This is a genomic window from Priestia megaterium (assembly GCF_046599315.1).
GTDB lineage: Bacteria > Bacillota > Bacilli > Bacillales > Bacillaceae_H > Priestia > Priestia megaterium_F.
The window spans coordinates 94139-120000 of sequence record NZ_JBKIKC010000007.1 but is presented as its reverse complement, the minus strand read 5'-3'; the positions used below and the strand labels follow the sequence as shown (position 1 = coordinate 120000).

General features: G+C 37.8%; 19 protein-coding genes, 16 tRNA genes, 2 rRNA genes, 1 pseudogene and 2 riboswitches (1 of these 40 cut by a window edge). Of the genes and pseudogenes, 34 read left to right on the top strand and 4 right to left on the bottom strand.

Annotated elements, in window-relative coordinates; genetic code table 11:
- The 18 genes from ACLHDF_RS19910 to ACLHDF_RS19825 all read left to right on the top strand — a co-directional run.
- Window positions 1–320 (top strand): 23S ribosomal RNA (locus ACLHDF_RS19910); it begins 2616 nt to the left of the window's first position.
- Window positions 321–383: 63 nt separating this feature from the next.
- Window positions 384–499 (top strand): 5S ribosomal RNA (rrf, locus tag ACLHDF_RS19905).
- Between the two features lie 67 nt (window positions 500–566).
- Window positions 567–658 (top strand) — tRNA-Ser (locus ACLHDF_RS19900).
- 21 nt (window positions 659–679) lie between these two features.
- Window positions 680–754: transfer RNA gene (locus tag ACLHDF_RS19895), tRNA-Glu, on the top strand.
- 23 nt (window positions 755–777) lie between these two features.
- Window positions 778–853: transfer RNA gene (locus ACLHDF_RS19890), tRNA-Val, on the top strand.
- An 11-nt stretch (window positions 854–864) separates the two neighbouring features.
- Window positions 865–941 (top strand) — tRNA-Met (locus ACLHDF_RS19885).
- A gap of 3 nt (window positions 942–944) precedes the next feature.
- Window positions 945–1020 (top strand) — tRNA-Asp (locus ACLHDF_RS19880).
- A 15-nt stretch (window positions 1021–1035) separates the two neighbouring features.
- Window positions 1036–1111: transfer RNA gene (locus ACLHDF_RS19875), tRNA-Phe, on the top strand.
- Between the two features lie 25 nt (window positions 1112–1136).
- Window positions 1137–1212: transfer RNA gene (locus ACLHDF_RS19870), tRNA-Thr, on the top strand.
- Between the two features lie 10 nt (window positions 1213–1222).
- Window positions 1223–1306: transfer RNA gene (locus tag ACLHDF_RS19865), tRNA-Tyr, on the top strand.
- A gap of 5 nt (window positions 1307–1311) precedes the next feature.
- Window positions 1312–1385 (top strand) — tRNA-Trp (locus ACLHDF_RS19860).
- A gap of 30 nt (window positions 1386–1415) precedes the next feature.
- Window positions 1416–1491, top strand: a tRNA-His gene (locus ACLHDF_RS19855).
- Window positions 1492–1519: 28 nt separating this feature from the next.
- A tRNA-Gln gene (locus ACLHDF_RS19850) sits at window positions 1520–1594 on the top strand.
- 5 nt (window positions 1595–1599) lie between these two features.
- Window positions 1600–1674 (top strand) — tRNA-Gly (locus tag ACLHDF_RS19845).
- A 32-nt stretch (window positions 1675–1706) separates the two neighbouring features.
- A tRNA-Cys gene (locus tag ACLHDF_RS19840) sits at window positions 1707–1780 on the top strand.
- 14 nt (window positions 1781–1794) lie between these two features.
- Window positions 1795–1883, top strand: a tRNA-Leu gene (locus ACLHDF_RS19835).
- A gap of 30 nt (window positions 1884–1913) precedes the next feature.
- A tRNA-Leu gene (locus ACLHDF_RS19830) sits at window positions 1914–1995 on the top strand.
- 72 nt (window positions 1996–2067) lie between these two features.
- Window positions 2068–2141 (top strand) — tRNA-Gly (locus tag ACLHDF_RS19825).
- Between the two features lie 115 nt (window positions 2142–2256).
- Here ACLHDF_RS19825 and ACLHDF_RS19820 read toward each other — a convergent pair.
- Window positions 2257–2922 (bottom strand): B3/4 domain-containing protein, encoded by a 666-nt coding sequence (locus ACLHDF_RS19820; RefSeq protein WP_413920387.1) that lies wholly within the window; start codon window positions 2920–2922, stop codon window positions 2257–2259.
- Between the two features lie 129 nt (window positions 2923–3051).
- On the opposite strand from ACLHDF_RS19820, the gene queG reads away from it, so the two are divergent.
- The 8 genes from queG to ACLHDF_RS19780 all read left to right on the top strand — a co-directional run bounded on the left by queG (window position 3052) and on the right by ACLHDF_RS19780 (window position 11604).
- Window positions 3052–4188: a tRNA epoxyqueuosine(34) reductase QueG gene (gene queG / locus ACLHDF_RS19815; protein WP_413920386.1), complete on the top strand. Its 1137-nt coding sequence runs from the start codon at window positions 3052–3054 to the stop codon at window positions 4186–4188.
- A 72-nt stretch (window positions 4189–4260) separates the two neighbouring features.
- Entirely contained in the window at window positions 4261–5148 is an 888-nt protein-coding gene (locus ACLHDF_RS19810) for an amidase domain-containing protein (RefSeq protein ID WP_413920385.1), read from the top strand.
- A 64-nt stretch (window positions 5149–5212) separates the two neighbouring features.
- On the top strand, window positions 5213–5686 hold the full coding sequence (gene trmL, locus ACLHDF_RS19805; protein ID WP_413920384.1) for a tRNA (uridine(34)/cytosine(34)/5-carboxymethylaminomethyluridine(34)-2'-O)-methyltransferase TrmL: 474 nt from the start codon (window positions 5213–5215) through the stop codon (window positions 5684–5686).
- 460 nt (window positions 5687–6146) lie between these two features.
- Entirely contained in the window at window positions 6147–8042 is a 1896-nt protein-coding gene (locus ACLHDF_RS19800) for a PrkA family serine protein kinase (protein ID WP_013055179.1), read from the top strand.
- 322 nt (window positions 8043–8364) lie between these two features.
- Window positions 8365–9543: a sporulation protein YhbH gene (yhbH, locus tag ACLHDF_RS19795; protein WP_028412691.1), complete on the top strand. Its 1179-nt coding sequence runs from the start codon at window positions 8365–8367 to the stop codon at window positions 9541–9543.
- A 104-nt stretch (window positions 9544–9647) separates the two neighbouring features.
- Window positions 9648–9857 carry a DUF3231 family protein gene (locus ACLHDF_RS19790; RefSeq protein WP_413920383.1) on the top strand — a complete coding sequence of 70 codons (210 nt, stop codon included), beginning with the start codon at window positions 9648–9650 and terminating at the stop codon, window positions 9855–9857.
- Between the two features lie 127 nt (window positions 9858–9984).
- Window positions 9985–10881: a cation diffusion facilitator family transporter gene (locus ACLHDF_RS19785; RefSeq protein ID WP_413920382.1), complete on the top strand. Its 897-nt coding sequence runs from the start codon at window positions 9985–9987 to the stop codon at window positions 10879–10881.
- A 267-nt stretch (window positions 10882–11148) separates the two neighbouring features.
- A complete protein-coding gene (locus ACLHDF_RS19780) occupies window positions 11149–11604 on the top strand; it encodes a VanZ family protein (protein ID WP_413920381.1) in 456 nt (151 codons plus the stop codon).
- 167 nt (window positions 11605–11771) lie between these two features.
- On the opposite strand, the gene thiC is transcribed toward ACLHDF_RS19780, so the two are convergent.
- Entirely contained in the window at window positions 11772–13541 is a 1770-nt protein-coding gene (thiC, locus tag ACLHDF_RS19775; protein WP_413920380.1) for a phosphomethylpyrimidine synthase ThiC, read from the bottom strand.
- A 113-nt stretch (window positions 13542–13654) separates the two neighbouring features.
- Window positions 13655–13769: riboswitch (TPP riboswitch) on the bottom strand.
- 80 nt (window positions 13770–13849) lie between these two features.
- Entirely contained in the window at window positions 13850–14140 is a 291-nt protein-coding gene (locus ACLHDF_RS19770; protein ID WP_413920379.1) for a hypothetical protein, read from the bottom strand.
- 457 nt (window positions 14141–14597) lie between these two features.
- Here ACLHDF_RS19770 and ACLHDF_RS19765 point away from each other — a divergent pair, with 457 nt between their 5' ends.
- From ACLHDF_RS19765 to ACLHDF_RS19745, 5 genes are all read left to right on the top strand, one after another.
- A complete protein-coding gene (locus tag ACLHDF_RS19765; protein WP_413920378.1) occupies window positions 14598–15422 on the top strand; it encodes an undecaprenyl-diphosphate phosphatase in 825 nt (274 codons plus the stop codon).
- Window positions 15423–15695: 273 nt separating this feature from the next.
- A riboswitch (cyclic di-AMP (ydaO/yuaA leader) is annotated at window positions 15696–15835 on the top strand.
- Window positions 15836–15941: 106 nt separating this feature from the next.
- Window positions 15942–17201 carry a cation:dicarboxylate symporter family transporter gene (locus ACLHDF_RS19760; RefSeq protein WP_098239943.1) on the top strand — a complete coding sequence of 420 codons (1260 nt, stop codon included), beginning with the start codon at window positions 15942–15944 and terminating at the stop codon, window positions 17199–17201.
- A gap of 213 nt (window positions 17202–17414) precedes the next feature.
- Window positions 17415–18446 (top strand): sporulation integral membrane protein YtvI, encoded by a 1032-nt coding sequence (ytvI, locus tag ACLHDF_RS19755; RefSeq protein ID WP_413920377.1) that lies wholly within the window; start codon window positions 17415–17417, stop codon window positions 18444–18446.
- A 159-nt stretch (window positions 18447–18605) separates the two neighbouring features.
- Entirely contained in the window at window positions 18606–19211 is a 606-nt protein-coding gene (locus ACLHDF_RS19750) for a DedA family protein (RefSeq protein ID WP_413920376.1), read from the top strand.
- Window positions 19212–19235: 24 nt separating this feature from the next.
- Window positions 19236–20021 (top strand): EcsC family protein, encoded by a 786-nt coding sequence (locus ACLHDF_RS19745; RefSeq protein WP_413920375.1) that lies wholly within the window; start codon window positions 19236–19238, stop codon window positions 20019–20021.
- Between the two features lie 81 nt (window positions 20022–20102).
- Here the strand turns inward: ACLHDF_RS19745 and ACLHDF_RS19740 are convergent.
- A pseudogene (locus tag ACLHDF_RS19740) lies at window positions 20103–21415 on the bottom strand (APC family permease).
- Between the two features lie 320 nt (window positions 21416–21735).
- Here ACLHDF_RS19740 and ACLHDF_RS19735 point away from each other — a divergent pair.
- From ACLHDF_RS19735 to bioB, 3 genes are all read left to right on the top strand, one after another.
- Window positions 21736–22281, top strand: coding sequence for a hypothetical protein (locus ACLHDF_RS19735; protein ID WP_413920374.1), 546 nt, complete (start codon window positions 21736–21738; stop codon window positions 22279–22281).
- A gap of 19 nt (window positions 22282–22300) precedes the next feature.
- Window positions 22301–24526: an alpha-galactosidase gene (locus ACLHDF_RS19730; RefSeq protein WP_413920373.1), complete on the top strand. Its 2226-nt coding sequence runs from the start codon at window positions 22301–22303 to the stop codon at window positions 24524–24526.
- Between the two features lie 148 nt (window positions 24527–24674).
- Window positions 24675–25670: a biotin synthase BioB gene (gene bioB, locus ACLHDF_RS19725; RefSeq protein ID WP_013055194.1), complete on the top strand. Its 996-nt coding sequence runs from the start codon at window positions 24675–24677 to the stop codon at window positions 25668–25670.
- Window positions 25671–25862 lie beyond the last annotated feature (192 nt).

Sequence of the window (25862 nt, the reverse complement as noted above, 5' to 3'; positions counted from 1 at the left end):
TGGGTTCAGAACGTCGTGAGACAGTTCGGTCCCTATCCGTCGTGGGCGTAGGAAATTTGAGAGGAGCTGTCCTTAGTACGAGAGGACCGGGATGGACACACCGCTGGTGTACCAGTTGTCTTGCCAAAGGCATCGCTGGGTAGCTATGTGTGGACGGGATAAGTGCTGAAAGCATCTAAGCATGAAGCCCCCCTCAAGATGAGATTTCCCATAGCGCAAGCTAGTAAGATCCCTGAAAGATGATCAGGTTGATAGGTCAGAGGTGGAAGCGTGGCGACACGTGTAGCTGACTGATACTAATCGATCGAGGACTTAACCAAACTTTAAAAGCGTACATGCTTTACTCAGCAACTGTTACCTAGTTTTGAGAGAACAATCTCATGTCTGGTGGTGATAGCGAAGAGGTCACACCCGTTCCCATACCGAACACGGAAGTTAAGCTCTTTAGCGCCAATGGTAGTTGGGACTTTGTCCCTGTGAGAGTAGGACGTTGCCAGGCTCAGTGGTAGAGCTATCGGCTGTTAACCGATCGGTCGTAGGTTCGAGTCCTACCTGTGGAGCCATTTGGAGAGCTGTCCGAGTGGCCGAAGGAGCACGATTGGAAATCGTGTAGGCGGTTAACGCTGTCTCAAGGGTTCAAATCCCTTGCTCTCCGCCATTTTTATTTAATTATCACAGTGGCCCGTTGGTCAAGCGGTTAAGACACCGCCCTTTCACGGCGGTAACACGGGTTCGAATCCCGTACGGGTCACCATTTATTTTTATCTACATAATAGTGGAGGATTAGCTCAGCTGGGAGAGCACCTGCCTTACAAGCAGGGGGTCGGCGGTTCGATCCCGTCATCCTCCACCATATATTATCATCGCGGGGTGGAGCAGTTCGGTAGCTCGTCGGGCTCATAACCCGAAGGTCGCAGGTTCAAATCCTGTCCCCGCAACCAAGTGGTCCCGTGGTGTAGCGGTTAACATGCCTGCCTGTCACGCAGGAGATCGCGGGTTCGATTCCCGTCGGGACCGCCATTTTAAATTTAATAAGGCTCGGTAGCTCAGTTGGTAGAGCAAAGGACTGAAAATCCTTGTGTCGGCGGTTCGATTCCGTCCCGAGCCACCATTTTAAAAACACTTGTTTTTAAAATGCCGGTGTAGCTCAACTGGTAGAGCAACTGACTTGTAATCAGTAGGTTGGGGGTTCAAGTCCTCTTGCCGGCACCACATTTATTGTGGAGGGGTAGCGAAGTGGCTAAACGCGGCGGACTGTAAATCCGCTCCTTTGGGTTCGGCAGTTCGAATCTGCCCCCCTCCACCATTTATAGGGGCATAGTTTAAAGGTAGAACTACGGTCTCCAAAACCGTCAGTGTGGGTTCGATTCCTACTGCCCCTGCCAATTATAAAAATAAAATTGCATATATACGTGGCGGCTGTGGCGAAGTGGTTAACGCACCGGATTGTGGTTCCGGCATTCGTGGGTTCGATTCCCATCAGCCGCCCCATCTATAAATGATATGCATATTCCAATATTGGGCTATCGCCAAGCGGTAAGGCAACGGATTTTGATTCCGTCATGCGTTGGTTCGAATCCAGCTAGCCCAGCCATATTTGCGGAAGTAGTTCAGTGGTAGAACACCACCTTGCCAAGGTGGGGGTCGCGAGTTCGAACCTCGTCTTCCGCTCCAATCTTAATAGAGTTATTTAGTCTTGAATAAATGGCGGCATAGCCAAGTGGTAAGGCAGAGGTCTGCAAAACCTTTATCACCGGTTCAAATCCGGTTGCCGCCTCCATTTATTTACAAGCTGCCGGGGTGGTGGAATTGGCAGACACACAGGACTTAAAATCCTGCGGTAGGTGACTACCGTGCCGGTTCAAGTCCGGCCCTCGGCACCATTTGTAATTTTAACTTGCCTTTTTTATTTTGCCGATGTGGCGGAATTGGCAGACGCGCACGACTCAAAATCGTGTTCCTTCGGGAGTGTCGGTTCGACCCCGACCATCGGTACTTTAGCTTTACTTGACAGGAAGTTTCCTGTTTTTATTTTTACTTATTAGTCGACAAATTTTGATAATATTTGCGGGTGTAGTTTAGTGGTAAAACCTCAGCCTTCCAAGCTGATGTCGTGAGTTCGATTCTCATCACCCGCTCCATACATATTGTTATCACAACGCAGTGTCTCGCTTTCAAAGCTGAGATGTTGCGTTTTTTATGTTTCACATAAATGTAGCGTCTATCTCTTCAAGATAGACGCTACATTTATGTACATCAGTTAATGACTTGATATGTTGCTTCACCGCCGTGAATTTGAGTGAACATGTCACTTAAGGATTTAGTTAGTTTATAAGCTTGTTCTTCTGAGAGTGAAGGTTTTAAATAGATGAACTGTACAGCTTGCGTTGTCTTTTCAGTTACGTACGCTCTGTTAGAATCAACATAAGGGCTTCCAAAAGCTCCTAGGGCATCTTTTGAAATAATTTTATTTTCTAAAGAAATGTTACGTGCATTTAGAGCTTCATAAGACTCTTCTTTTGTACCAATAGTAAATTCAATGGATCCTTCTAAATTAGTGGAATCATAAATTCCAATTGGGACTTCATATTGCAATGAAAAAAAGTTATTAATATCAACAGCAGAATTGATAGAAGGCAAATATGTTTGTTTGCCTATTCGTCGAATTAAAGCCTCTATAGAGGGACGATATTTACTTGGATCAGTCCCAAATGTTTTGAAAAGCTTTCTCCACTCATTAACACCTTCGAATTCTGTTACTTTTTTGGACTCAAGGTCAAAATAAATGGATTCTTGAAAGAGACGCAGACGTCCTTTTAGCATTTGAGGAGAATCGCCTACTTCAATATTTTTATACTGAATGATTCCCATTTTAAAAGAAGGGCAAAGCTGTTTAATAGCTGGGGATAATGTAAAGTTCATTTTTTTGATCCTTTCTATTATAATTAGTATTTGTTCATTTATAGATACCATCCTATCATTTCATTGAGTGAGAAAACAGCTCAATGCATGAATATATAGAATTTCTTAGAAAGGAGGCTATTGCTCACTATGAATGCGTATCAGTTGAAGGAAGAAATTATTTCATATAGCAAAGAGATTGGAATCGATAAGATTGGATTTGCAAGTGCTTCTATGTTTGATGAGTTGAAAAATCGATTGTTAGCACAACAAGAGTTAGGTTATGCTTCAGGGTTTGAAGAACCTGATATTCAAAAGAGAGTAGATCCTACATTAGTTGTCCCAAAAGCTAGATCTATTATTTCAATTGCACTTGCGTATCCTTCTAAATTAAAGAATGCACCAAAGAGTACAAAAGAAGATCGCCGAGGGATCTTTTGCCGAGCTTCTTGGGGACAGGATTATCATACGGTTTTACGTGATAGGCTTCAAAAACTTGAAACATTTATAAAAGAAAAAGTACCTGCGGCTATCCTTCAGTCAATGGTAGACACAGGAGAGCTGTCGGACCGAGCTGTAGCAGAAAGAGCTGGTATTGGCTGGAGCGGTAAGAACTGTGCCATTATTACACCTGAATTTGGTTCCTACGTGTATTTAGGAGAAATGATTACAGATATCCCGTTTCCTTCTGATAAACCGATAGAAGACGGTTGTGGCACTTGTAATAAGTGCGTGGATGCATGTCCTACCGGTGCGCTTGTAACAGGCGGTCAGCTGAATTCGCAGCGATGCATTGCCTTTTTAACTCAAACAAAAGGATTTTTAGCTGAAGAATTTCGAAGTAAATTAGGGAATCGTTTGTATGGGTGTGATACATGTCAAACTGTTTGTCCTGAAAACAAAGGAAAAGACTTTCATCTTCACCCTGAGATGGAGCCTGACCCAGAACTTGCGAAGCCTAAATTAAAACCGCTTTTAACAATGAGTAATCGTGAGTTCAAAGAAAAATTTGGACATGTTTCAGGGTCTTGGAGAGGGAAAAAGCCCATTCAGCGTAATGCGATTATTGCACTGGCCCATTTTAAAGATCAAACTGCTGTTCCAGATTTAATTGAGTTAATTAAAAGTGATGTTCGTCCTGTCATTCGAGGAACAGCAGCATGGGCATTAGGCAAAATTGGCGATAAAGAAGCGTTAGATACACTTATGAACTTAAGAGAAAAAGAAAAGGATCAAGAAGTAATTGAAGAAATATCAAAAGGTATAGAGATGCTTCAAGACATCTAAACCGTATTTTTATTGATAAAGTTAGCTAATGAGTCATAGCGTATAATAAACGCTTAGAAAAGTGGTGACATTATGCTAACAAAAAGGAATGTATTATATACTTTAATTAAAGCGCGTGCGGACAGCTATGTAAAAGGTGAGCTTCATGAAGACTTTAAGCCATTCATCGAACAGCAGTGTGAGCTAAAGCGGTCTCTTGTGAAAAAAAGAGACATTGACGTTTTAAAATGTAATATGAAAGGCTCTATTCAATCCGTCTCTAAGGATCAAGAAGAAACAAGGGTATTATACAAGGTGCATATTCAGGCATTTCTAAAACAAAACGATTTTTTCTATATAGAAGAAGAAATTGAAGATCGTTCGGCTCTTTTTTATAAAGATACGCTTATTCAAGATGAGCTGTTGGTAAAGGATTTTTCTGAAGATGAGATCAAAATAGATGTAGAAGAAGTAGAGCAAGAAGAAGAAAGAGCCTCTTATTATGATCGTCTTGCGGCTGTTCAATACGCAGAAAAATATTGGGATAAACCTAACCAAAGTTACAAGCAGTTTGATGTAAACTGCACCAACTATATTTCACAGTGTTTGCATGCAGGAAAGGCACCGATGCGGGGATACCCTAAAAAAGCAGCCGGGTGGTGGATGAGAGGAAACGCCTGGAGCTACAGCTGGGCAGTTGCCCATTCCATGCATAGCTATTTAAGTAACTCCAAATCAGGGTTGCGGGCTGTGCGGAAATCTTCAGCAAGTGAACTCATCCCCGGAGACGTTATATGCTACGATTTTGAAGGAGATGGAAGATGGAATCATACGACGATCGTTGTAGCAAAAGATGGTCACGGCATGCCTCTTGTGAATGCGAATACGTATAATAGTCGAATGAGATATTGGGCTTATGAAGATTCAACGGCTTACACGCCAAAGATTAAGTATGATTTTTTCCATATCGTTGATCAGTAAGACTTTCGTTTTAGCAAGTTAGTGGTATAATGATGAATAGATTTGTTAGCAGAGGTGAAAATTTGTGGGACTACACGTAGTTTTATTTCAACCAGAAATTCCAGCAAATACAGGAAATATTGCGCGAACATGTGCAGCAACAAGTACGACGCTGCATTTAGTTCGACCGTTAGGCTTTTCAACAGATGATAAAATGTTAAAGCGAGCTGGATTGGATTACTGGGAATTTGTAAATGTGGTGTATCATGATTCGCTAGAAGAAGTATTTGAAAAATATCCTGAAGCAGGTTTCTACTTCATCACAAAATTTGGTCAGCAGCCACATACAACATTTGATTATAGTGACTTAGAGCAAGATCATTTCTTCGTATTTGGAAGAGAAACAAAGGGGTTGCCAAAGCATATTATTCAAGAGAACATGGACAAATGTCTTCGTTTACCGATGACTGAACATGTTCGTTCTTTAAATTTATCTAATACAGCAGCTATTTTAATCTATGAAGCGCTGCGTCAACAAAACTATGCTGGTTTATCTTAAGTAAAAAGCGAGGTTCAAATTTTATTGAACCTCGCTTTTTTTATTTATGTCGACGATGATATGTAGTGGTTATTTTTTAACTCCCGGTTTATCATTGTATCCAGCTCTGAAGATGGATGCTAAAAAAGCAATTGTTACTCCTAATACTAAAAGTAAGCGCATTGATTTTCCTCCTCAATCTAATTAAAAAGATTATACAGCTACTACATTTAAAACCGACGTTCCATATCTCATGATGTGTAATAATAACAAAATAAATCTTTTAGAGACGTAAGTTCTCTAACAAAGTTTGCCCGTTCCTTCTTACTCTTTTATTATAGCCAATAAATCCTTTACTGTGAATGCCCAGCAAGGACAAATTTCTGAATTTTACAATTTAAAAAGCATGTTCAAACATTTTGCTGCATAGATTGTATTAATCTTGTTCACTAGCACCATAACTAGTAGGGGAGGTCCTTTAATGGATATATTAAAGAAAGTTGAAAGATACCGCGAAGAAGAGAATCGTCTTAAGTGGGAAGGGACATTTGAAGAGTACCTAAAGCTGATTAAAGATGAGCCTTTAATTGCTCAGCCTGCACACTCTAGAGTATACAACATGATAAAGGATGCAGGAATTGAAGAGGTAAATGGTAAAAGACATTATAAATTTTTCAGTGGACAAATGTTTGGACTTGAAGATTCGCTAGAACGGTTGGTGGAGGAATATTTTCATCCAGCTGCAAAGCGTTTAGATGTTCGTAAACGTATTTTACTTTTAATGGGTCCAGTAAGTGGTGGTAAATCAACGCTAGTGACCATGTTAAAAAGAGGGCTTGAAGCTTATTCACTTACTGATCGAGGAGCTGTTTACGCTATTAAAGGATGCCCAATGCATGAAGATCCGCTACATTTAATTCCACATCATTTACGTAAAGACTTCTTTGAAGAGTATGGTATCCGAATTGAAGGAAACTTATCTCCTTTAAATACAATGCGATTAGAGGAAGAGTATGGTGGCCGAATTGAAGACGTCATTATCGAACGAATTTTCTTCTCAGAGGATAAACGAACTGGAATCGGAACGTTCAGTCCTTCTGATCCGAAATCTCAAGACATTGCTGACCTAACAGGAAGCATTGACTTTTCAACAATTGCAGAGTATGGATCAGAGTCAGACCCGCGTGCTTACCGCTTTGACGGAGAGCTTAATAAAGCAAATCGCGGGATGATGGAGTTCCAAGAGATGTTAAAATGTGATGAGAAATTTTTATGGCATTTACTCTCTTTAACCCAAGAAGGAAATTTTAAAGCAGGAAGATTTGCTTTAATTAGTGCAGATGAATTAATCGTAGCGCATACAAATGAAACAGAGTATCGCTCGTTTATTTCCAATAAGAAAAATGAAGCTTTGCATTCACGAATTATCGTAATGCCTGTTCCATATAACTTAAAAGTGAGTGATGAGGAGAAAATTTATGACAAAATGATTCGTGAAAGTGACGTATCAGATGTTCATATTGCCCCTCATACATTACGTATTGCTTCTATCTTTACTACGCTAACGAGATTAAAAGAGCCTAAGAAAGGCGATATTGATTTATTAAAGAAAATGCGCCTATACGACGGTCAATCTGTAGAAGGCTACAACGATGCAGACGTAGAAGAGTTACAAAAAGAGTATACGGATGAAGGAATGAGCGGTATCGATCCTCGCTATGTCATTAACCGCATTTCATCTACTATCATTCGAAAAGATATTAAGTCAATCAATGCATTAGATGTACTGCGTTCATTGAAAGAAGGGTTAGCACAGCATGCGTCTATTTCTGCTGAGGACCGAGAGCGTTACTTAAATTATATTTCTCTGGCGCGTAAAGAATATGACGAAATTGCTAAAAAAGAAGTGCAAAAAGCATTCGTTTATTCGTATGAAGAGTCTGCTAAAACATTGATGGATAATTATTTAGATAATGTCGAAGCATATTGCAACAAGAATAAGCTTCGCGATCCGCTAACAGGAGAAGAGTTAAATCCAGACGATAAATTAATGCGTTCCATTGAAGAGCAAATTGGTATTTCAGAAAATGCGAAAAAAGCATTCCGCGAAGAAATCTTAATTCGTATTTCTGCTTATGCACGTAAAGGAAAACGATTTGATTATAATTCGCATGAGCGCTTACGTGAAGCGATTCAGAAAAAATTGTTTGCGGATTTAAAAGACGTAGTGAAAATTACAACGTCCACTAAAACACCAGATGAGCAGCAGCTGAAGAAAGTTAATGAAGTAGTGGCTCGATTAATTGATGAGCATGGATACAATTCAGTATCTGCTAATGAACTGCTGCGCTATGTAGGAAGTTTGTTAAATCGATAACTCAGTATTAACAAGAAAACATGGCACTTCCGATTCGTGCCATGTTTTTCTTATCTCTTAAGATAAAACGTGCATAATTAGGCTAATGTGTAGTACGGATTGCACATAGCCATCATATGATAAGTCATAAACATATAAATGACATTAGACACTATAAAATGAATAGTTAATAGGGAAAGAATTAGTTAGCAAGTATATCATTCTTGTGCATAGGATAGAGTAACCAACCTTTGAACTAAAGGTATTTGTCAGAAACTTCGGTATAGCTTATGCATGCCGAACAAAAACGTGCAGTTGTTTTTAAAATAAGGAGGGGAATAGCGTGGGAAAAGAAGTAGATAAAAGTTTTGCTGTCTCAAAAGAAGACTGGTCCCTCCATCGTAAAGGCCACGATGATCAAAAAAGACATCAAGAAAAAATTAAAGAAGCGATTAAAAATAATTTACCGGATTTAATTACAGAAGAAAATATCGTGATGTCCAATGGAAGAGAAGTTGTTAAAATTCCAATTAAATCATTGGATGAATATCGAATTCGGTACAATTATGATAAAAACAAACATGTGGGTCAAGGTGATGGAGACAGTAAAGTTGGGGATGTAGTAGCACGTGACGGATCTGCTGGAGATGGTCAAAAAGGAGCAGGAAAAGGCCAAGGAGCAGGTGACCAGGCTGGAGAAGACTACTTTGAAGCGGAAGTATCCCTTATGGAGCTTCAAGAGGCTCTATTTGCTCAATTAGAACTGCCTAATCTTCAGCGAAAAGAATCTGATCAAATTGTTGTAGAGCACATTGAATTTAATGATATACGACGTACAGGCTTGATGGGGAATATTGATAAAAAACGAACTATGATGAGCGCTTATAAGCGAAATGCAATGACAGGAAAGCCAGCTTTTCATCCTATTTATCCGGAGGATTTAAAATTTAAAACGTGGAATGAAGTTATAAAGCCAGAATCTAAAGCAGTCGTTTTAGCTATGATGGATACGAGTGGTTCGATGGGCATATGGGAAAAATATATGGCACGAAGCTTTTTCTTTTGGATGACACGCTTTTTACGTACGAAATATGAAACAGTCGAAATTGAATTTATTGCACATCATACAGAGGCAAAAGTAGTGTCGGAAGAAGACTTCTTCTCAAAAGGAGAAAGTGGGGGAACAATTTGTTCATCTGCTTACCGAAAAGCGCTTGAATTAATTAATCAAAAGTACGATCCGAGCCGTTATAATATTTATCCGTTTCATTTTTCAGATGGTGATAATTTAACTTCAGATAATGCAAGGTGTGTAAAGTTAGTAAATGAATTAATGAAAGTGTCAAATATGTTTGGGTATGGAGAAGTAAATCAGTACAATCGACATTCTACTTTAATGTCCGCGTACAAAAACATTCAAGATGAAAGCTTTAGACACTTTATTTTAAAACAAAAATCAGACGTTTTTCACGCGATGAAAAGCTTTTTTAGAAAAGAGACAGAAGATCAGAAATATGCATAACCTAAAAGGCCTAGACTTATTATCTAGGTCTTTTTTATGCGGTTTATTCAACGCTTCTTTGGAGATAGTAAAAGTACGACTTTATCCAAAAGGAAAATAAGTGAATGAACGAAAAGATAAAGAGTGAAATGCAAAAACATCAACAAAATCAGCGGTTGAACGCAGCCGAGTTAGGTTACTTATGGGCACAATATTTAGGTGATACGCAGTATGTATGTGTTCTTGGTTATTTTCTATCTGTTGTACAAGATCCCGAGATTAAGGAGCTCATAAAAAAGTACATCAGATTTCACAAACCAAGGAGTATGTTGTAGATTATCAGTAATTTTGCGGTGCTGAAACATATATAGCTAAGCGAAAATAGATTGCTCTAGACCCACTTGAATGAGCAGTGATAAGATAGAAAAGCTGATTTTTCAAGAAGTAAGTCGAGGTGTGCAAATGAATAATAGTATAAGGGAATCCATTGCGAAAAAAGTAGCATGGATTAGCGTATGGAGCAATATTGCACTTACGCTAGGAAAAGTAATAGTAGGATGGATTGGAAACAGTGATGCCGTATTTGCTGATGGTATTCACTCTGCAGCGGACGTATTTGCCTCTATTATTGTCTTGTTGGTTATACGAGTAGCGAATAAGCCAGCAGATGATGACCATCCATATGGGCACGGAAAAGCAGAAGTGATTGTCTCAGGAATCGTAGGAATTATTTTATTGCTTGTATCATTTTATGTTGTATTTGAAGGAGTCGTTGGTTTATTTCATCCGGTTGAACCTCCAAATATTTTAGCCATGTGGATTGCTATTATTTCATACATAGCAAAAGTATTGTTGTACCGTTATTCTTTAAACGTAGCGAAGCAGCACCACAGTAAGGCAATTGAGGCAATTGCATTTGATCATAAAGCAGATATTGTTGCTTCTATTGCAGCTGCAACAGGTGTTTTATTATCTATCATTGGTGATAAAATGAATGTTCAACTGCTGTTATACGGAGATAAAATAGCAAGCATCTTTGTTTCTTATTTAATTTTTAACATTGCCAGACAAATGATGGGAGAGTCTTTTCAAATCTTAATGGAAGGCAATATTGATGAAGAGCTACTGAAAGAACTTGAAGAAAGTATTTATGAATTCAAAGATGTGAAGCGTATTGATCGCGTTCGAGCAAGAGAACATGGCCATTACATATTAGTTGATGTGCGTATTTCAATTGACCATTTTAAAACAATTAAGGAAGGCCATGATTTGGGACGAGAAATCAAGGCAACACTGATGAAAAAGCATGATAATATTCAGGAAGTATTAATTCATTTGAATCCTTATTTTCCAGATTAAATAAGAAGCAGCGAATTGTTATCTCGCTGCTTCTTATTATTTATAGATGTAGAAATTAATGAAATAAGTAGAATAAAATAATGAGAATTTTTATTTTTTATTCATAAAGAATCAAGTTTAATAAAATTGTATAAAAGGAATTGTATTTATTTATTGATGTGATAGGATAAAAAAGCATGTAAATGCATTCACTACGAATGAAAGCAGTGGACAGGTACATATAGATAATAATAAATGGTTTGGGGAGTCAAAGAAGGTGATGTTGAAGTGAATGCAAGCATCAGATCAATCATTAAAAAAGTCATGTTCACTCTCTTTATTGCGTATGCGGCAGTGGTCATTTATGCTACTCTCATACGAGAAAATGAACATGTTTACGGAAAAGCAATGAACTTGGATTTATTTAGTACGATCCGGCTGATGTGGGAAAGCGGTAATATAATGCTTACTCTAACAAATATACTAGGAAATATTGTGATGTTTGCGCCGCTTGGAATGTTTATTCCGTTGTTTATGAAGTGGTTTGATGGCTTTATCCAAGTGTTTACGACTGGCTTCTTAATAAGTTTTCTCATTGAAATTTTACAGTACAAGCTAACCGAACGAGTATTTGATATTGATGATATCTTTTTGAATACGCTAGGTACATTTATAGGCTGGGTTATTATTAAAATACTATATCGGATTAAGAACATGCTGAAAGCACGTTTCAAAAAAAGATGAAAGGACTTCTTTACGAAGTCCTTTTTGCATCTTGTTGATAGAAACACTTAATGCAGCGCCTTACGGAAGAATGAGAGGATTCAACGATAATGTGCTGACAATTTTGCTGAACAAATAATAACTTTTTTTCAAGCTCCCTTATTTGCTCTTTAAGCTGTTCTACTTCATTATTGATAAATATTTGAGCCACTGTTAACAAACTCTTTAGCTTTTTCTTTCATTCCTTCTGCTCGTACTTCATTTACATCTTTTTCATTTTCTTGAGCCATGTTACGAATATCTTGAGAAATACGCATTGAACAGAATTTAGGTCCGCACATGGAACAGAAATGAGCTGTTTTGGCACCTTCAGCGGGAAGTGTTTCATCGTGATATTCTTTTGCGCGCTCTGGATCTAGTGACAAGTTAAACTGATCATTCCATCTAAATTCAAATCTTGCTTTAGACAGCGCGTTATCGCGTTTTTGTGCTCCTGGATGGCCTTTTGCTAAGTCAGCGGCATGCGCAGCAATTTTATAGGTAATCACACCTTCTCGAACGTCTTCTTTGTTTGGAAGGCCCAAGTGTTCTTTTGGCGTTACGTAGCAAAGCATAGCTGTCCCAAACCAGCCAATCATTGCAGCACCGATACCTGATGTAATATGGTCATAACCTGGAGCGATGTCGGTTGTAAGCGGCCCAAGAGTATAGAAGGGAGCTTCTTGGCATATTTCCATTTGTTTATCTACGTTTTCTTTGATAAGGTGCATAGGGACATGTCCAGGACCTTCAATCATAACTTGAACATCGTGCTTCCAAGCAATTTTAGTTAGTTCACCAAGCGTTTCTAATTCACTAAACTGTGCTTCATCATTAGCATCTGCAATGGAACCAGGACGTAGTCCATCGCCAAGCGAAATGGAAATATCGTATGCTTTACAGATTTCACAAATTTCTTCAAAGCGAGTATATAAAAAGTTCTCTTCATGATGAGCTAAACACCACTGTGCTAAGATGGATCCTCCGCGTGAAACAATACCTGTCGTACGTTTCGCTGTCAGAGGAATATAGCGTAAAAGAACACCTGCGTGAATAGTAAAGTAATCAACGCCTTGTTCTGCTTGTTCAATTAATGTATCGCGATATGCTTCCCACGTTAGATCTTCTGCTACACCTTTTACTTTTTCAAGCGCTTGGTAAATAGGGACGGTACCTACAGGAACAGGCGAGTTGCGGATAATCCATTCGCGCGTCGTATGGATATCTTTTCCGGTTGATAAATCCATAATAGTATCGGCTCCCCAACGCGTTGCCCATGTCATTTTTTCTACTTCATCTTCAATAGCTGAACGAATAGCGGAATTTCCGATATTAGCGTTGATTTTGACATGGAATTTGCGACCGATAATCATGGGTTCGCTTTCAGGGTGGTTGATATTATTAGGGATAATTGCACGTCCTCTTGCTACTTCTTCACGCACGACTTCAGGATCCATCTGTTCACGAATAGCGATAAATTCCATTTCAGGCGTGATGATTCCTTTTTTCGCATAGTGCATTTGCGTTACATTTTGATTTTTTTTCGCGCGCAGAGGCAAGCGAGTAGTGGTAAAGCGCTCGTACTGATCTCGCGGGTCACCATCATAATAACCGTTATCCTGCGGTTGAACCGTACGGCCTTGATATGTTTCTACATCGTTTCGTTCTGCAATCCACTTCTCGCGCAGAGCGGGTAATCCTTTTTGTAAATTAATTTCATAAGAAGGATCTGTATAAACACCGCTCGTGTCATATACGCGTACGGGGCTATTTTCTTCTTCACCAAAAGATCCAGTAGTAGGAGACTGATGAATTTCACGCATAGGCACTTTAAGGTCTTCTCTAGATCCTTGCACATATACTTTGTGACTGTTTGGAAAAGGCTTTTTCATAGAAACTGATACATTTTGTTTTGACATGACATATTCCTCCGGTTTCGCATAAAGTGTAGCTATACCGAACCATAAAAAAATCGGATTCTGTGATAGACAGAACCCGATGGAATAGGCGAAAAAAGAATAAATAGACACTATTCTTTTCAAGACTACTTCCCTCCGCTGGTATAACCCAAATCAGGTTCAAAGGGTTAAAGAGTTTCATTGCACTCTTCTCTCAGTCTAAGCTATCAGACACCCCTAGTAGAAATAACATTCAAATTATTTAATTTACGGCTTAAGTTTACCATCATTCGGTAAAAAATCAACCCTTAAATAAAAAAGCTAGACAATTAGCGTTGTCTAGCAGCGTCGATTGCAATCACAATAGCTGTAATAATATGCATGATAAAACCTAAAAATGGAATCCAAGCAACTAAGGATGTAACAATCCCTAGTATGTTTCCGTAAGCAGATAACCCTCGTCTATTAGCTAAAATGAGTGTGATAGCATGAAGAATAAATGCAATAAAAAGAGGAGTATAACTAAACCCTATAACAATCCCGGCGCCGATTAAAGGAATTCCCAGCAAGGCTTCATACCCAGCAGTGACCCATTTCATTGTACGTACATTTCCATTCATAGTAAAAAGCCTCCTAAAAAAGATACTACTATATACGAGAAAGGAGAGAAAAAAGTTTCAAATTACTTAGGGGATATGTTGTATAAGCAAGCACTGATTAATTAAATTGATAGATGATAGTAAATAGGGATAGAAAAAACATAATGATTTAGTCATTTTTTCACACAAAAGAAAAATGGTCTAGATGATTCATTTTTAGCTAAGGGCCGGCGTTTTATACGGAACATAGTGGCTAATCTCTAAAATAAATAAAAGTTGATATCGTCTATTTGGTTAGTACATTTAAGCTTTTTGTTACAAATTATTAAAGATTCTTATCTTTTTGCAAATACGCATTGTATTTCATAGTTTTAACAATTATGATAAAAAAGCAAGTGTCAAAATAGGAAAATAGTTGAGCATGTAAAACGAAGCGATAAGCTTATTAATTTGAAAGAAAGGCAAGGTACATAGCTTTATGTGGGAAATTATTGTAGCAATCATTTTAGGGATTGTAGAAGGTTTAACAGAGTTTGCTCCTGTTTCATCAACTGGGCATATGATTATTGTCGATGACCTGTGGTTAAATTCAAAAGAACTATTTTCATCTCCAGTAGCTAATACATTTAAAATTGTTATTCAGCTAGGGTCGATCTTAGCAGTAGTTGTTATTTTTAAAGATCGTTTTATTAATTTATTAGGGCTAGGAAAAAAAGCAGCTGCGCCAATTGGACCGACAAATCGCTTGAATTTAATGCAGGTGATAGTTGGTCTGTTACCGGCAGGGGTGTTAGGACTTTTGTTTGACGATTACATTGATGAGCATTTGTTTTCTTTAAATACAGTGCTAATTGGCTTAGTGGTCGGAGCTGTATTAATGATTTTAGCAGATTTGATTGGACCTAAACGTCCGCGTGTAGAGACGGTGGACCAAATGACTTATGGACAAGCACTTGGTATAGGACTATTTCAATGTATTGCCCTTTGGCCGGGTTTTTCTCGCTCAGGTTCAACGATTTCAGGAGGGGTTCTTCTTGGAATGAGCCATAAAGCAGCTGCAGATTTTACGTTTATTATGGCAGTGCCAATCATGGCAGGAGCAAGCGGACTTTCATTGATTAAAAACTGGCAGTATTTCACATCAGATGCACTACCATTTTTTATTGCCGGTTTTATCAGCGCCTTTATTTTTGCGCTGGTATCAATTCGTTTTTTCCTAAAATTAATTAATCGTATCAAATTAGTACCATTTGCGATTTATCGAATTGTTTTAGCAGCCATTCTATATTTTGTATTTTTATAAAATAAATACGCATGTTTTTTAGTCATTTAAACTTCTAATAGTGACTTAAAAAGCAAGAAAAAGCTATTGCAGCATCGCAATAGCTTTTTTGCATAAATATATATTATCGCCTTTTGAAAGCGTTTTATAAACATAGGTATTGACAAAACGTGTCGAAAAATAGTAAATTAATATTTGTGCAGTATAAAGTTAAGTAAAAGTAAGACTTCTGTTTAGTTTTATTGACTGTAAAAAACGTATGACAACGTATAGATTGGTTTAATTTTATAAAAACTGAATAATAAGCTTAATCGTATAGAGCGGGGGAATCATTATCGGCAGTAAAGCTGCCTTGGGGTGAATCCTTACAAAAGGTAGGAAACTCTCAATTCCGAATCCGACAGTTAACCCCGTTTGCTTTATTGAGAGAAAGAGCCCAAAATAGCGTAAGTAAAAGGCTGTTCTTTCTTAAGAATAGTCTTTTTTTGTTTTTTCAGAAAAATATATACAAATGTCATACATCTTTGGGGAGGTACATCTATGAAAAAAATTCGTTTTGGTTTGGCTACGCAGATTTTTACCGGATTAATCCTCGGTGTTCTTGTAGGGGTAATTTGGTTTAACGATCCGCGTGTAGTAACATACCTGCAGCCGCTAGGAGACTTATTTTTAAGATTAATTAAAATGATTGTTATTCCAATTGTTATCTCAAGCTTAGTTGTTGGAGTTGCAGGAGCAGGTAGTGGTAAACAGGTCGGAAAACTTGGTGTTAAAACAATTCTCTATTTTGAAATTATTACGACTTTTGCAATCGTAATCGGTGTATTAATCGCTAACATCTTCCATCCTGGACAAGGTGTAGACATTCATTCAGCACAGAAGAGTGATATTTCACAATACGTTGAAACATCTGAACAGCAAGAAGGAAAGTCAGTGGCTGAAACTTTCTTACACATTGTTCCGACAAACTTTTTCCAATCAATTGTTGAAGGAGATATGCTAGCAATTATCTTCTTTACAGTGTTATTTGCCCTTGGAGTAGCGGCAATTGGAGAAAGAGGAAAGCCAGTTGTACAATTCTTCGACGGCGTTTCTCATGCAATGTTTCACGTGGTAAACCTTGTAATGAAAGTGGCTCCAATTGGTGTATTTGCTTTAATTGGTGTAACTGTTTCAAAATTCGGCTTAGATTCACTTCTTTCATTAGGAAAGCTTGTTATCTTGGTTTACTTAGCGTTAATTTTCTTCCTACTTGTTGTATTAGGAGGAATCGCGAAATGGGCAGGAATTAATATCTTCCACTTATTCCGCTATATGAAAGATGAACTATTGTTAGCATACAGTACATCTAGTTCTGAGACGGTTCTTCCACGTATTATGGAAAAACTTGAAAAGATGGGCTGTCCAAAAGCTATCGTATCGTTCGTTGTACCAATTGGTTATACCTTTAACCTAGATGGTTCCGTTCTTTATCAAGCGATTGCAGCGTTATTCTTAGCACAGGTGTATGGTATTGATTTAACGATCGTTCAACAGCTGACGCTCATTCTTGTATTGATGGTTACATCTAAAGGAATGGCTGCAGTGCCAGGAACATCATTTGTTGTATTACTAGCTACTCTTGGAACAATCGGTGTTCCCGCAGAAGGATTGGCCTTCATTGCTGGAGTAGACAGAATCATGGATATGGCACGTACGGTTGTTAACTTAGTAGGAAACACACTAGCAGCAATTGTGATGTCTAAATCTGAAGGTAAATTTGACCCTAAAAAAGGTACAGAAGTCATGAGAGCCGGTTAATTTATAAATTAAAAAGCTACTTATTCTATTCGAAAAATTAGAATAAGTAGCTTTTTTCATAATAATTCCTTTATTATTATGGAAATTGACCCTATAATATGTAACATCAGGTATAAATATATCCAAATTTTATTCTTACATAAAAGCAGTCACTGGTTCCTTTCTTTATCAATAAATATAGAGATAGCTTAGCTAGTAGGGGGATAGTAGAGTATGTGGAAAAAGCGAATATGGGTCATCTCCTCGATAATAATCGTATGTTTGTTAATCCCTTACAGTTTACCGATTGTGTTTGCTTTATTAACAGCATTAGCGCTTGAGGGTATTGTTCAAAAATTACATCAATCTTTTAAAATGAAAAGAGTCTATGCAGTGCTTATGACCTTCATTTTATATGTTGTTTCGCTCATACTTATTGGATTTTTTATTGTTCGAACAATCGTTACGCAAGTGGTTGCTCTTTCAAAAATAGCGCCTTCATTTGTAAAAGAAATCTATGAAACCGCGATTTATCCAACCATTATTAAGTGGAAGTACTATTCAAACGCTCTTCCTACAGAAGTGATTTCTTCTATCGAGCGCACGCTTGAAAAAACCGTAAATTCCTTAGACTCTCTATTAAAAAGTACCGTGGAAATCATCATTAGCTTTGCTGCTACTGTTCCTGGGTTTCTATTAGAGTTTCTTATTTATTTAGTAGCGCTTGTGTTTATCAGCCTTGAACTGCCTGCTATTAAAAATAAAATTAAGTCATTCTTAACAGAGGAAACGAAATATAAGCTACAAGTTGTCATTACTCAGCTTATTCAAGCGGGGGTCGGGTTTATTAAGGCACAAATTATCTTAAGTGTCATGACGTTTGTAATGGCTTATGTAGGGCTATGGCTACTAGATGTTCCTTATACCGCACTGCTTAGTTTATTAATTGTAATCGTTGATATCTTACCTATCCTTGGGACAGGCTCTGTACTCGTTCCATGGGGGATTTTTGCCCTTACTCAAGGGCATGACTCATTGGCAATCGGTTTATTTATTCTATTTGGAGTCATTACGGTAGTAAGGCGTGTAGTAGAACCAAAGGTATTTTCCACAAATATGGGTATTTCACCTTTGGCTGCACTAGTTAGTTTATACATTGGATTTAAACTCTTAGGTTTTGTCGGTTTATTTTTAGGACCTGCTTTAGTTATTTTATACGATGCTCTTCGTAAAGTAGGTATTATTCAAATTAACTTTAAACTGTAAAGGCGCTGGATAAAACTAGCGCTTTTTTTATTGAAACCTTTATAGTACGTAATACGTAAAGAGGGAAAGGAAGAAACTATGTCGTATTGGCTTTTATCTATCAATCGGCTAAATTATAGTTTTGCAGTCTTAGATTTAGTGACATGAGGAGGAGAATTTTTGTTAGAGTCGGTCTTACTTTCTTTAATTGAAGCGCTAAAGCAGCTCTCTTATTTTGGCGTAATCTTAGCATTAACATTTGAGTTTGTCCCGGCAGAGCTTGTTTTACCTTTAGTAGGGTATTGGGTGTACCAAGGTGATATGAACTTGTATCTAGCTATCCTTGCAGGTGCAGTAGGCGGTGTTTGTGGGCCGTTGACTCTTTATGCACTGGGACGTTACGGTGGACGACCGCTGGTTTTAAAATACGGGAAATACTTTTTGGTGAAAGAGAAAGAAATTGATGCTGCTGATCGCTTTTTTAATAAGTATGGCGGCGGGGTCGCTTTTTTTGGACGCTTTATTCCAGGAGTGCGGACGGCTATCTCTTTTCCATGTGGGATGGCAAAAATGAATGTATGGTTGTTTTCTATTTATACATTTGTTGCGATGCTTCCAGTAACAGCTATCTACGTATATTTAGGTTATAAGTTAGGACCTAAGTGGAAAGAGGTGGGACCGATTGTGTCTCAATATATGCAGCCCATTGGAATCGGACTTGTCGTTTTAATTGCATTGTTTTTTATCATTAAATATGTGCGAAATAAACAAGTAGGACAGAGCTGATAAATCAAGGAAAAGAGTGAGGATATGTCAGAGCATGAACAGTTAAGAGTAGAATTACGAAAGATTGAAAAATGGGAGAAAGACCAAAAAGGGCTTTTTTTCTGGGAGAGGCTGGCTCGATTACCTTTTTCCGCTTTAGATAAAGTAACGCCAAAGTTCATTCACCAAAAAATAGAGAAATTATTAGATGAAATTGCTAAGTATGTTGATAATGGAGGCCAGTATTTAGCTAATACTTCCGCGACGCTAGAAAAAGCATCAGCCCAATTACAAGAAAATAAGCAGCTTTCGATAGAGGATATTCAGCATTTATCTCTGCAAGAAATGGATGAATTGGCGGGGCATTTTATTGAAGTCCGAAAAAAGAATGCCCAGCTGCAAGGAGCTACAACCGGAGTAGGTGGAATTTTTACACTGGCTATTGATATTCCTTTTGTATTGGGACTTACACTTAAGACACTGCAAGAAGTGGCTGTTTCTTATGGTTACGATCCCACCGAGCAGGAGGAACGCATTTTTATGGTCAAATGCATGCAGTTTTCGTCTTCTGATATTGTAGGAAAGCGTGCGATTTTAGAAGAGTTAGCAAATGGCAATCGAATACAGAGCTTGCAGCAGCTACAAGGTTGGAGAGAAGTGTTTCTAACCTATAGAGACAATTTGGGATGGAAAAAGTTGTTTCAAATGATCCCTATAGCAGGAATGGTGTTCGGGGCGTATATTAATAAACAAGCGATTAGTGATATAGGAGAAGTTGGAATGATGCTTTACCGTAAAAGACGCATTTTGGAGAAAGTCTCACAATCTTAAAAAAAGGAAGCGCAATAATGCGCTTCTTTTTTTCGACATTATTTCTGAGGAAATATGTCGAGGTATGCTAAGTCTATTTCTTTAATCAAAATGAAAAGTAGGAATGGTAATAGTATTTTTTCGTCCGGCAATCAGTAAATAAATAATTCCGATTATACTCCATATGATACCGATAACTAAGGATGTTCTTTCTAAGTTAAGCCACATAAAAAATAAAAATAAACTGCCGAATAGAGGCATAAGTACATATGAAATGCATCCACTTAAGGATCGCTTATTTTGATGAATAAAATAATGGATAAAGACCGCTATGTTCACTGAACTGAACGCAATTAAAGCACCAAAATTAATTAAAGAGGTAGCCGTTTCAAGGGACAGACCTAGTGAAATCAAAGAGAGACCACCAATAACAATAATGTTCCAAATAGGCGTCTTTGTTTTAGGGTGAATATAGTCAAAAATTCCCCGCGGTAGATAACCATCCTTTCCAATTGCATAGAGAAGTCTTGATGCACTCATATGTGAGACAAGCCCAGAAGCAATAGTTGAAGTCAAGGCCGCTGCTACAAAAATAGATTGAAAAAGCTGGCCGCCAATTCTATAAGCGATTTCCGCAGATGCACCTTCTAAATCATGAAACAAAGAAGCTGAAGGGAAAAGAAGCTGAGCAAAGTAAGAAACCGTGATAAATAAGGAGCCTCCCGTACATGCGATAATGAGAATTCCTTTAGGAATGGTTTTCTCAGGCTTAAGTGTTTCTTCGGCCATGGTAGTTACGGCATCAAATCCTAAAAAAGAAAAGCATAAAATGGCCGCTCCGTTTAATAAAAGAGATACAGAGGCCGATTCACTTATAAATGGTTTAAATGATAACCCTTCGCCTTGAGTCGTAGCACTTAAAATAATAAAAATAATAGCGACTAAAATTTGAAAAGCAACTAATACCGTACCAAAAGAAATGGTTAAATGAACGCTAAAAATATTCATTATGGTCATGATGAAAACAAAGCTGATAATCCATACGGCTTTTGGAACACCTGGAAACAGGGAGCTTAGGTAAATATTTGTCAAAAGTGCATTAATCATTGGTAGAAATAGATAATCAAGAAGAGCCGTCCACCCTACTAAAAAACCGATGCTTGGATTCATTACCTGCTGTGCGTATGTATAAGAAGAACCAGCTCCGGAAAAGCTTTTACCATTTTTCCGTAACTAATGGCTGTGAATAAAATAGCAATCAACGTGAATGCATAAGCGCCTGAAACATGTCCATTCGTTGATTCAGTCACAATGCCAAATGTATCAAAAACGGCCATGGGTGCCATGTAGCCTAATCCTATCACGACGATATGCCATAATTTTAGTTGTTTAAGAAGAGAAGGTTCATGATTCATATTTGTTATCCTTTCTATGTATAATCATTCTATAATATTTATTATTATACTATATTATTAGATTTGTCATCTTTTTTTGAAAAAGAAGAGAAAATTGTGCACTAATCGATAAAGAGGAGTTAATTGATTACTAGATAAAGCAAAAAAATGCTTTTTTTCACTTTGATTTTTACCATTGAGTCTAGAAAGCATTTTACATAAAATGAAAGAAAGTAAAAAAGCTTCGATTAGTGTGATCTACCTGTAATAAATATGAAAACAAACTTTTGAATGCGGTTACATTTTTGTTGGTTTATAAATTTATAATGATGATAAAGGAGATGAAGGAAGTGATTGCTACACCCTATATAAACTTGGAAATAAACAAGGAACCAGATGTGCATGTCGTATTGGATGAAACAAAAAAAGATGGTGTTTATTTTATTAAATTAACGGTCAAGTCAATCAAAAAAAGAATTCTTCCAGAAATGGCATTAAAATGGAGCGTTCCGTTATTAGATATTCAACTATATAAATCTTTACAAACTAGTAAAGGCGATGTGAGTGTCTCTTCTGTTCATTGTTTTATGAATAAGAATGGTTCTAACCGTTACACCATTGCATGTTCAGACATACTTCAGCCCATTCAGTGTGCTCCTAATTGGAAAGAAATGTGTCTAGATGTAAAGATGACCTTATTTAGTGAAAGCACTTGGTCTCTTCATAGCTACGAAACTGAACTGCGAATAGATACAAGAATGGTCGAAACCGAAGAGTTATTCAAAGATTTAGCGAAATGGTATGAGAGAAAAGAGATTAATCTAGCATCTACTTTTGATTATGAAAGGGCAATAGATGAACGAGGAAATGTCTCGTTAGATATTTGATAGTGAGGAGAGGGATAGAGTGGGAATCTTATTCAATGAACGTACAAAGGAGTTTCACCTGCAAGGACGCGGCGTAAGTTATATCTTTTCAGTTTTGAGAAACGGTCAGCTCGGTCACTTGTACTATGGAAAAAAGCTTAAGCACCGTTCATCTTTTCAGCACTTTTTACGTGTAGAAACAAGAGGAGCAAGCGCTTCGGTATATGAAGGAGAACTAGCATTTTCTCTTGAAACAATCAAACAAGAGTATCCTTCATATGGGACAACAGACTTCAGAGAGCCAGCCTATCAACTTTTTCAGCAAAATGGAAGTCGAATCACAAATTTTGAATACGATAACCATAAAATTTACAAGGGAAAGAAGTCATTAAACGGTTTACCTGCTACGTATGTAGAAGAAGATAGTGAAGCAACAAGTGTAGAAGTTGAACTGATTGATAAATTGCTCAGCGTATCACTTATTTTAACGTATACCGTTTACGAAGATCGAAATATTATCACGCGTCATGCACGATTTGAGCATGGAGGAGAAGAACCAGTCGATATTTTGCGCATTATGAGCGGCAGTATTGATTTGCCTACATCAAATTATGAAATGGTTCAGCTTTCCGGTGCTTGGATTCGAGAAAGACATGTTAAAACACGAATGCTTCAGCCAGGTATTCAAAGTATTTCTAGTGCGAGAGGTACAAGCAGCAGTCAGCAAAATCCATTTTTAATTTTAAAGAATCCAGCTGCAACTGAACACAGTGGAGAAGCGTATGGTTTTAGTCTTGTATACAGCGGAAACTTTCTTGGACAAGTAGAAGTAGATCATTATAATGTATCAAGAATAACGATGGGTATTCATCCTTTTGATTTTCAGTGGCGACTAGAAAGTGGACAAACCTTTCAATCACCAGAACTAGTACTGGCTTATTCAAACAGCGGGCTAAACGGTCTTAGCCAAGAATATCATGAGCTTTATCGCAAGCGTCTTGCTAGAGGAAAATGGCGGGATTTGGAGCGCCCAGTTTTAATTAATAACTGGGAAGCAACATATTTTGATTTTAACGAAGAGAAAATTGTACATATTGCCAAAGAGGCACAAAAACTAGGCGTTGAACTTTTTGTATTGGATGACGGCTGGTTCGGTAAACGTAATGATGATACAACTTCTCTTGGAGACTGGTTTGTAGATGAAAATAAGCTTCCAGGCGGTATGAAGTCATTGGCTCAAAAAGTAACGGGTTTAGGTATGGATTTTGGTTTATGGTTTGAACCTGAAATGATTTCAAAACAAAGCAACTTGTATGAAAAGCATCCAGACTGGTTGATTCATGTACCACATCGTCATCAGTCTCATGGACGAAATCAATACGTGCTTGATTTTTCACGAGAAGAAGTAGTGAATTATATTTATGAACGAATGGAAGCTATTTTAAGTGAAGCTCCTATCTCTTATATAAAATGGGATATGAATCGAAATATAACGGAGGTTGGATCTGTTGGACTGCCCGCAAATCGTCAGTTTGAAGTAGTGCATCGCTATATTTTAGGTGTGTATGATTTATATGAGCGGTTAACAAAGAAGTTTCCGGATATATTATTTGAATCATGTGCAAGCGGGGGCGCTAGATTTGATCCGGGAATGCTTTATTATGCTCCCCAGGCTTGGACGAGTGATAATACGGACGCCATTGAACGTTTAAAAATTCAGTACGGTACGTCTTTTGCTTATCCAATCAGTTCAATGGGAGCGCATGTATCAGCCGTACCGAATCATCAAGTACGCAGAGTAACAAGTCTAGAAACAAGAGGAGACGTTGCGTATTTTGGCGCATTCGGTTATGAGTTAGATGTTACGCTGATGACGGCAGATGAAAAAGAAACGGTAAAAAAACAAATTCATTATTATAAAAAACACCGATCTCTTATTCAAAACGGCACATTCTATCGTTTGAAAAGTCCCTTTGAACAAGAGGGAAATGTGACGAGCTGGATGGTTGTTTCATCCGATCAAAAACAGGCAATCATCGGTTATTACCAAGTGTTAGCTAGGCCAAACCCTTCTTATGAACACATTGAGTTAAAAGGGCTTCATCCTGAGTACGAATATACAGTGATGGAAACAGACCAAACGGCTTATGGAGATGAGCTAATGTATGCAGGAATTGCCCTAACTCATGAATATCCAGGTGTTGAAGCATATGATGAAAAATCAGGAGACTTTGTATCGGTGATCTACACATTGCAAGCTCAATAAGCAAAAAGCCACTTCAGTATGTTAAGAAGTGGCTTTTTCAGTTAACTATAAAGTATACAATGTTGACATAAAAGGAGAAGTAATGGTAACTTTTAGTTATAATTGTTAACTTTTTATTTTTATAAGTTTACTCAATGGAGGGGAATCGATGGAAACAACAAGTTTAAGAGATTGGAAAGCACTTGCTCAGTCTATTATTAAAGGGAAAGAAATTACATACAACGAAGCGCTTCAACTTCTTCATGTACCAGATGAAGAAGTGTTAGAGGTCATGAATGCCGCTTATTTAATTCGCCATCATCATTATGGGAAAAAAGTAAAGCTTAATATGATTATTAACACCAAATCAGGTTTATGCCCAGAAGACTGCGGATATTGTTCACAGTCGATTGTGTCAGAAGCGCCAATTGATAAGTATGCGTGGTTAACAAAAGAGAAAATTGTAGAAGGTGCCTTTGAAGCTCAAAAAAGAAAAGCGGGTACATATTGTATCGTCGCATCAGGCCGCCGCCCTACTGATAAAGAAGTAGCACACGTAGTGGGAGCGGTAAAAGAAATTCGTCAAAAGACAGACTTAAAAATCTGTGCCTGTCTAGGATTTTTAACAGATGATCAAGCACACGAGCTAGTCGAGGCTGGTGTTCATCGCTATAATCATAATTTAAATACTCATGCTGATAACTATGACAATATTTGTTCTACTCATGGCTATGAAGATCGAGTCGATACCGTTACTACATCTAAAAAAGCAGGCTTGTCACCTTGTTCCGGTGCGATTTTTGGAATGGGAGAGACAAATGAACAAGCCGTCGAATTAGCTTTTCAAATTAAAAAATTAGATGCAGATTCTATTCCATGCAACTTTCTTGTTGCTGTTCCAGGAACGCCTTTGGAAGACAAAAAAGCATTAAAGCCAATGCAATGCTTAAAGCTGTTAGCGATGATGCGTTTTGTAAATCCAACGAAAGAAATTCGAATTTCAGGAGGCAGAGAAGTCAATCTCAGATCACTTCAGCCGCTTGGTTTGTTTGCTGCAAACTCAATTTTTGTAGGTGATTATTTAACGACTCAAGGTCAAGAACCTACAGCTGACTGGGGATTAATTGAAGATTTAGGATTCGAAATTGAAGAATGCGCACTGTAAAGCCGTTGAGAAATCAACGGCTTTTTTATTTTTAGGAGATTTACAGGAACTATACTTTTTTTTTACAAAACTCAACGGCTTCTTTATATTTCCTTCATAAATAATCATTATTATAAAACATGTGAACGATAAGTGAATAGTTACTAAGGTTATGAAATTGAGAAACCACAAAAAACAATAGGTCTATATTAA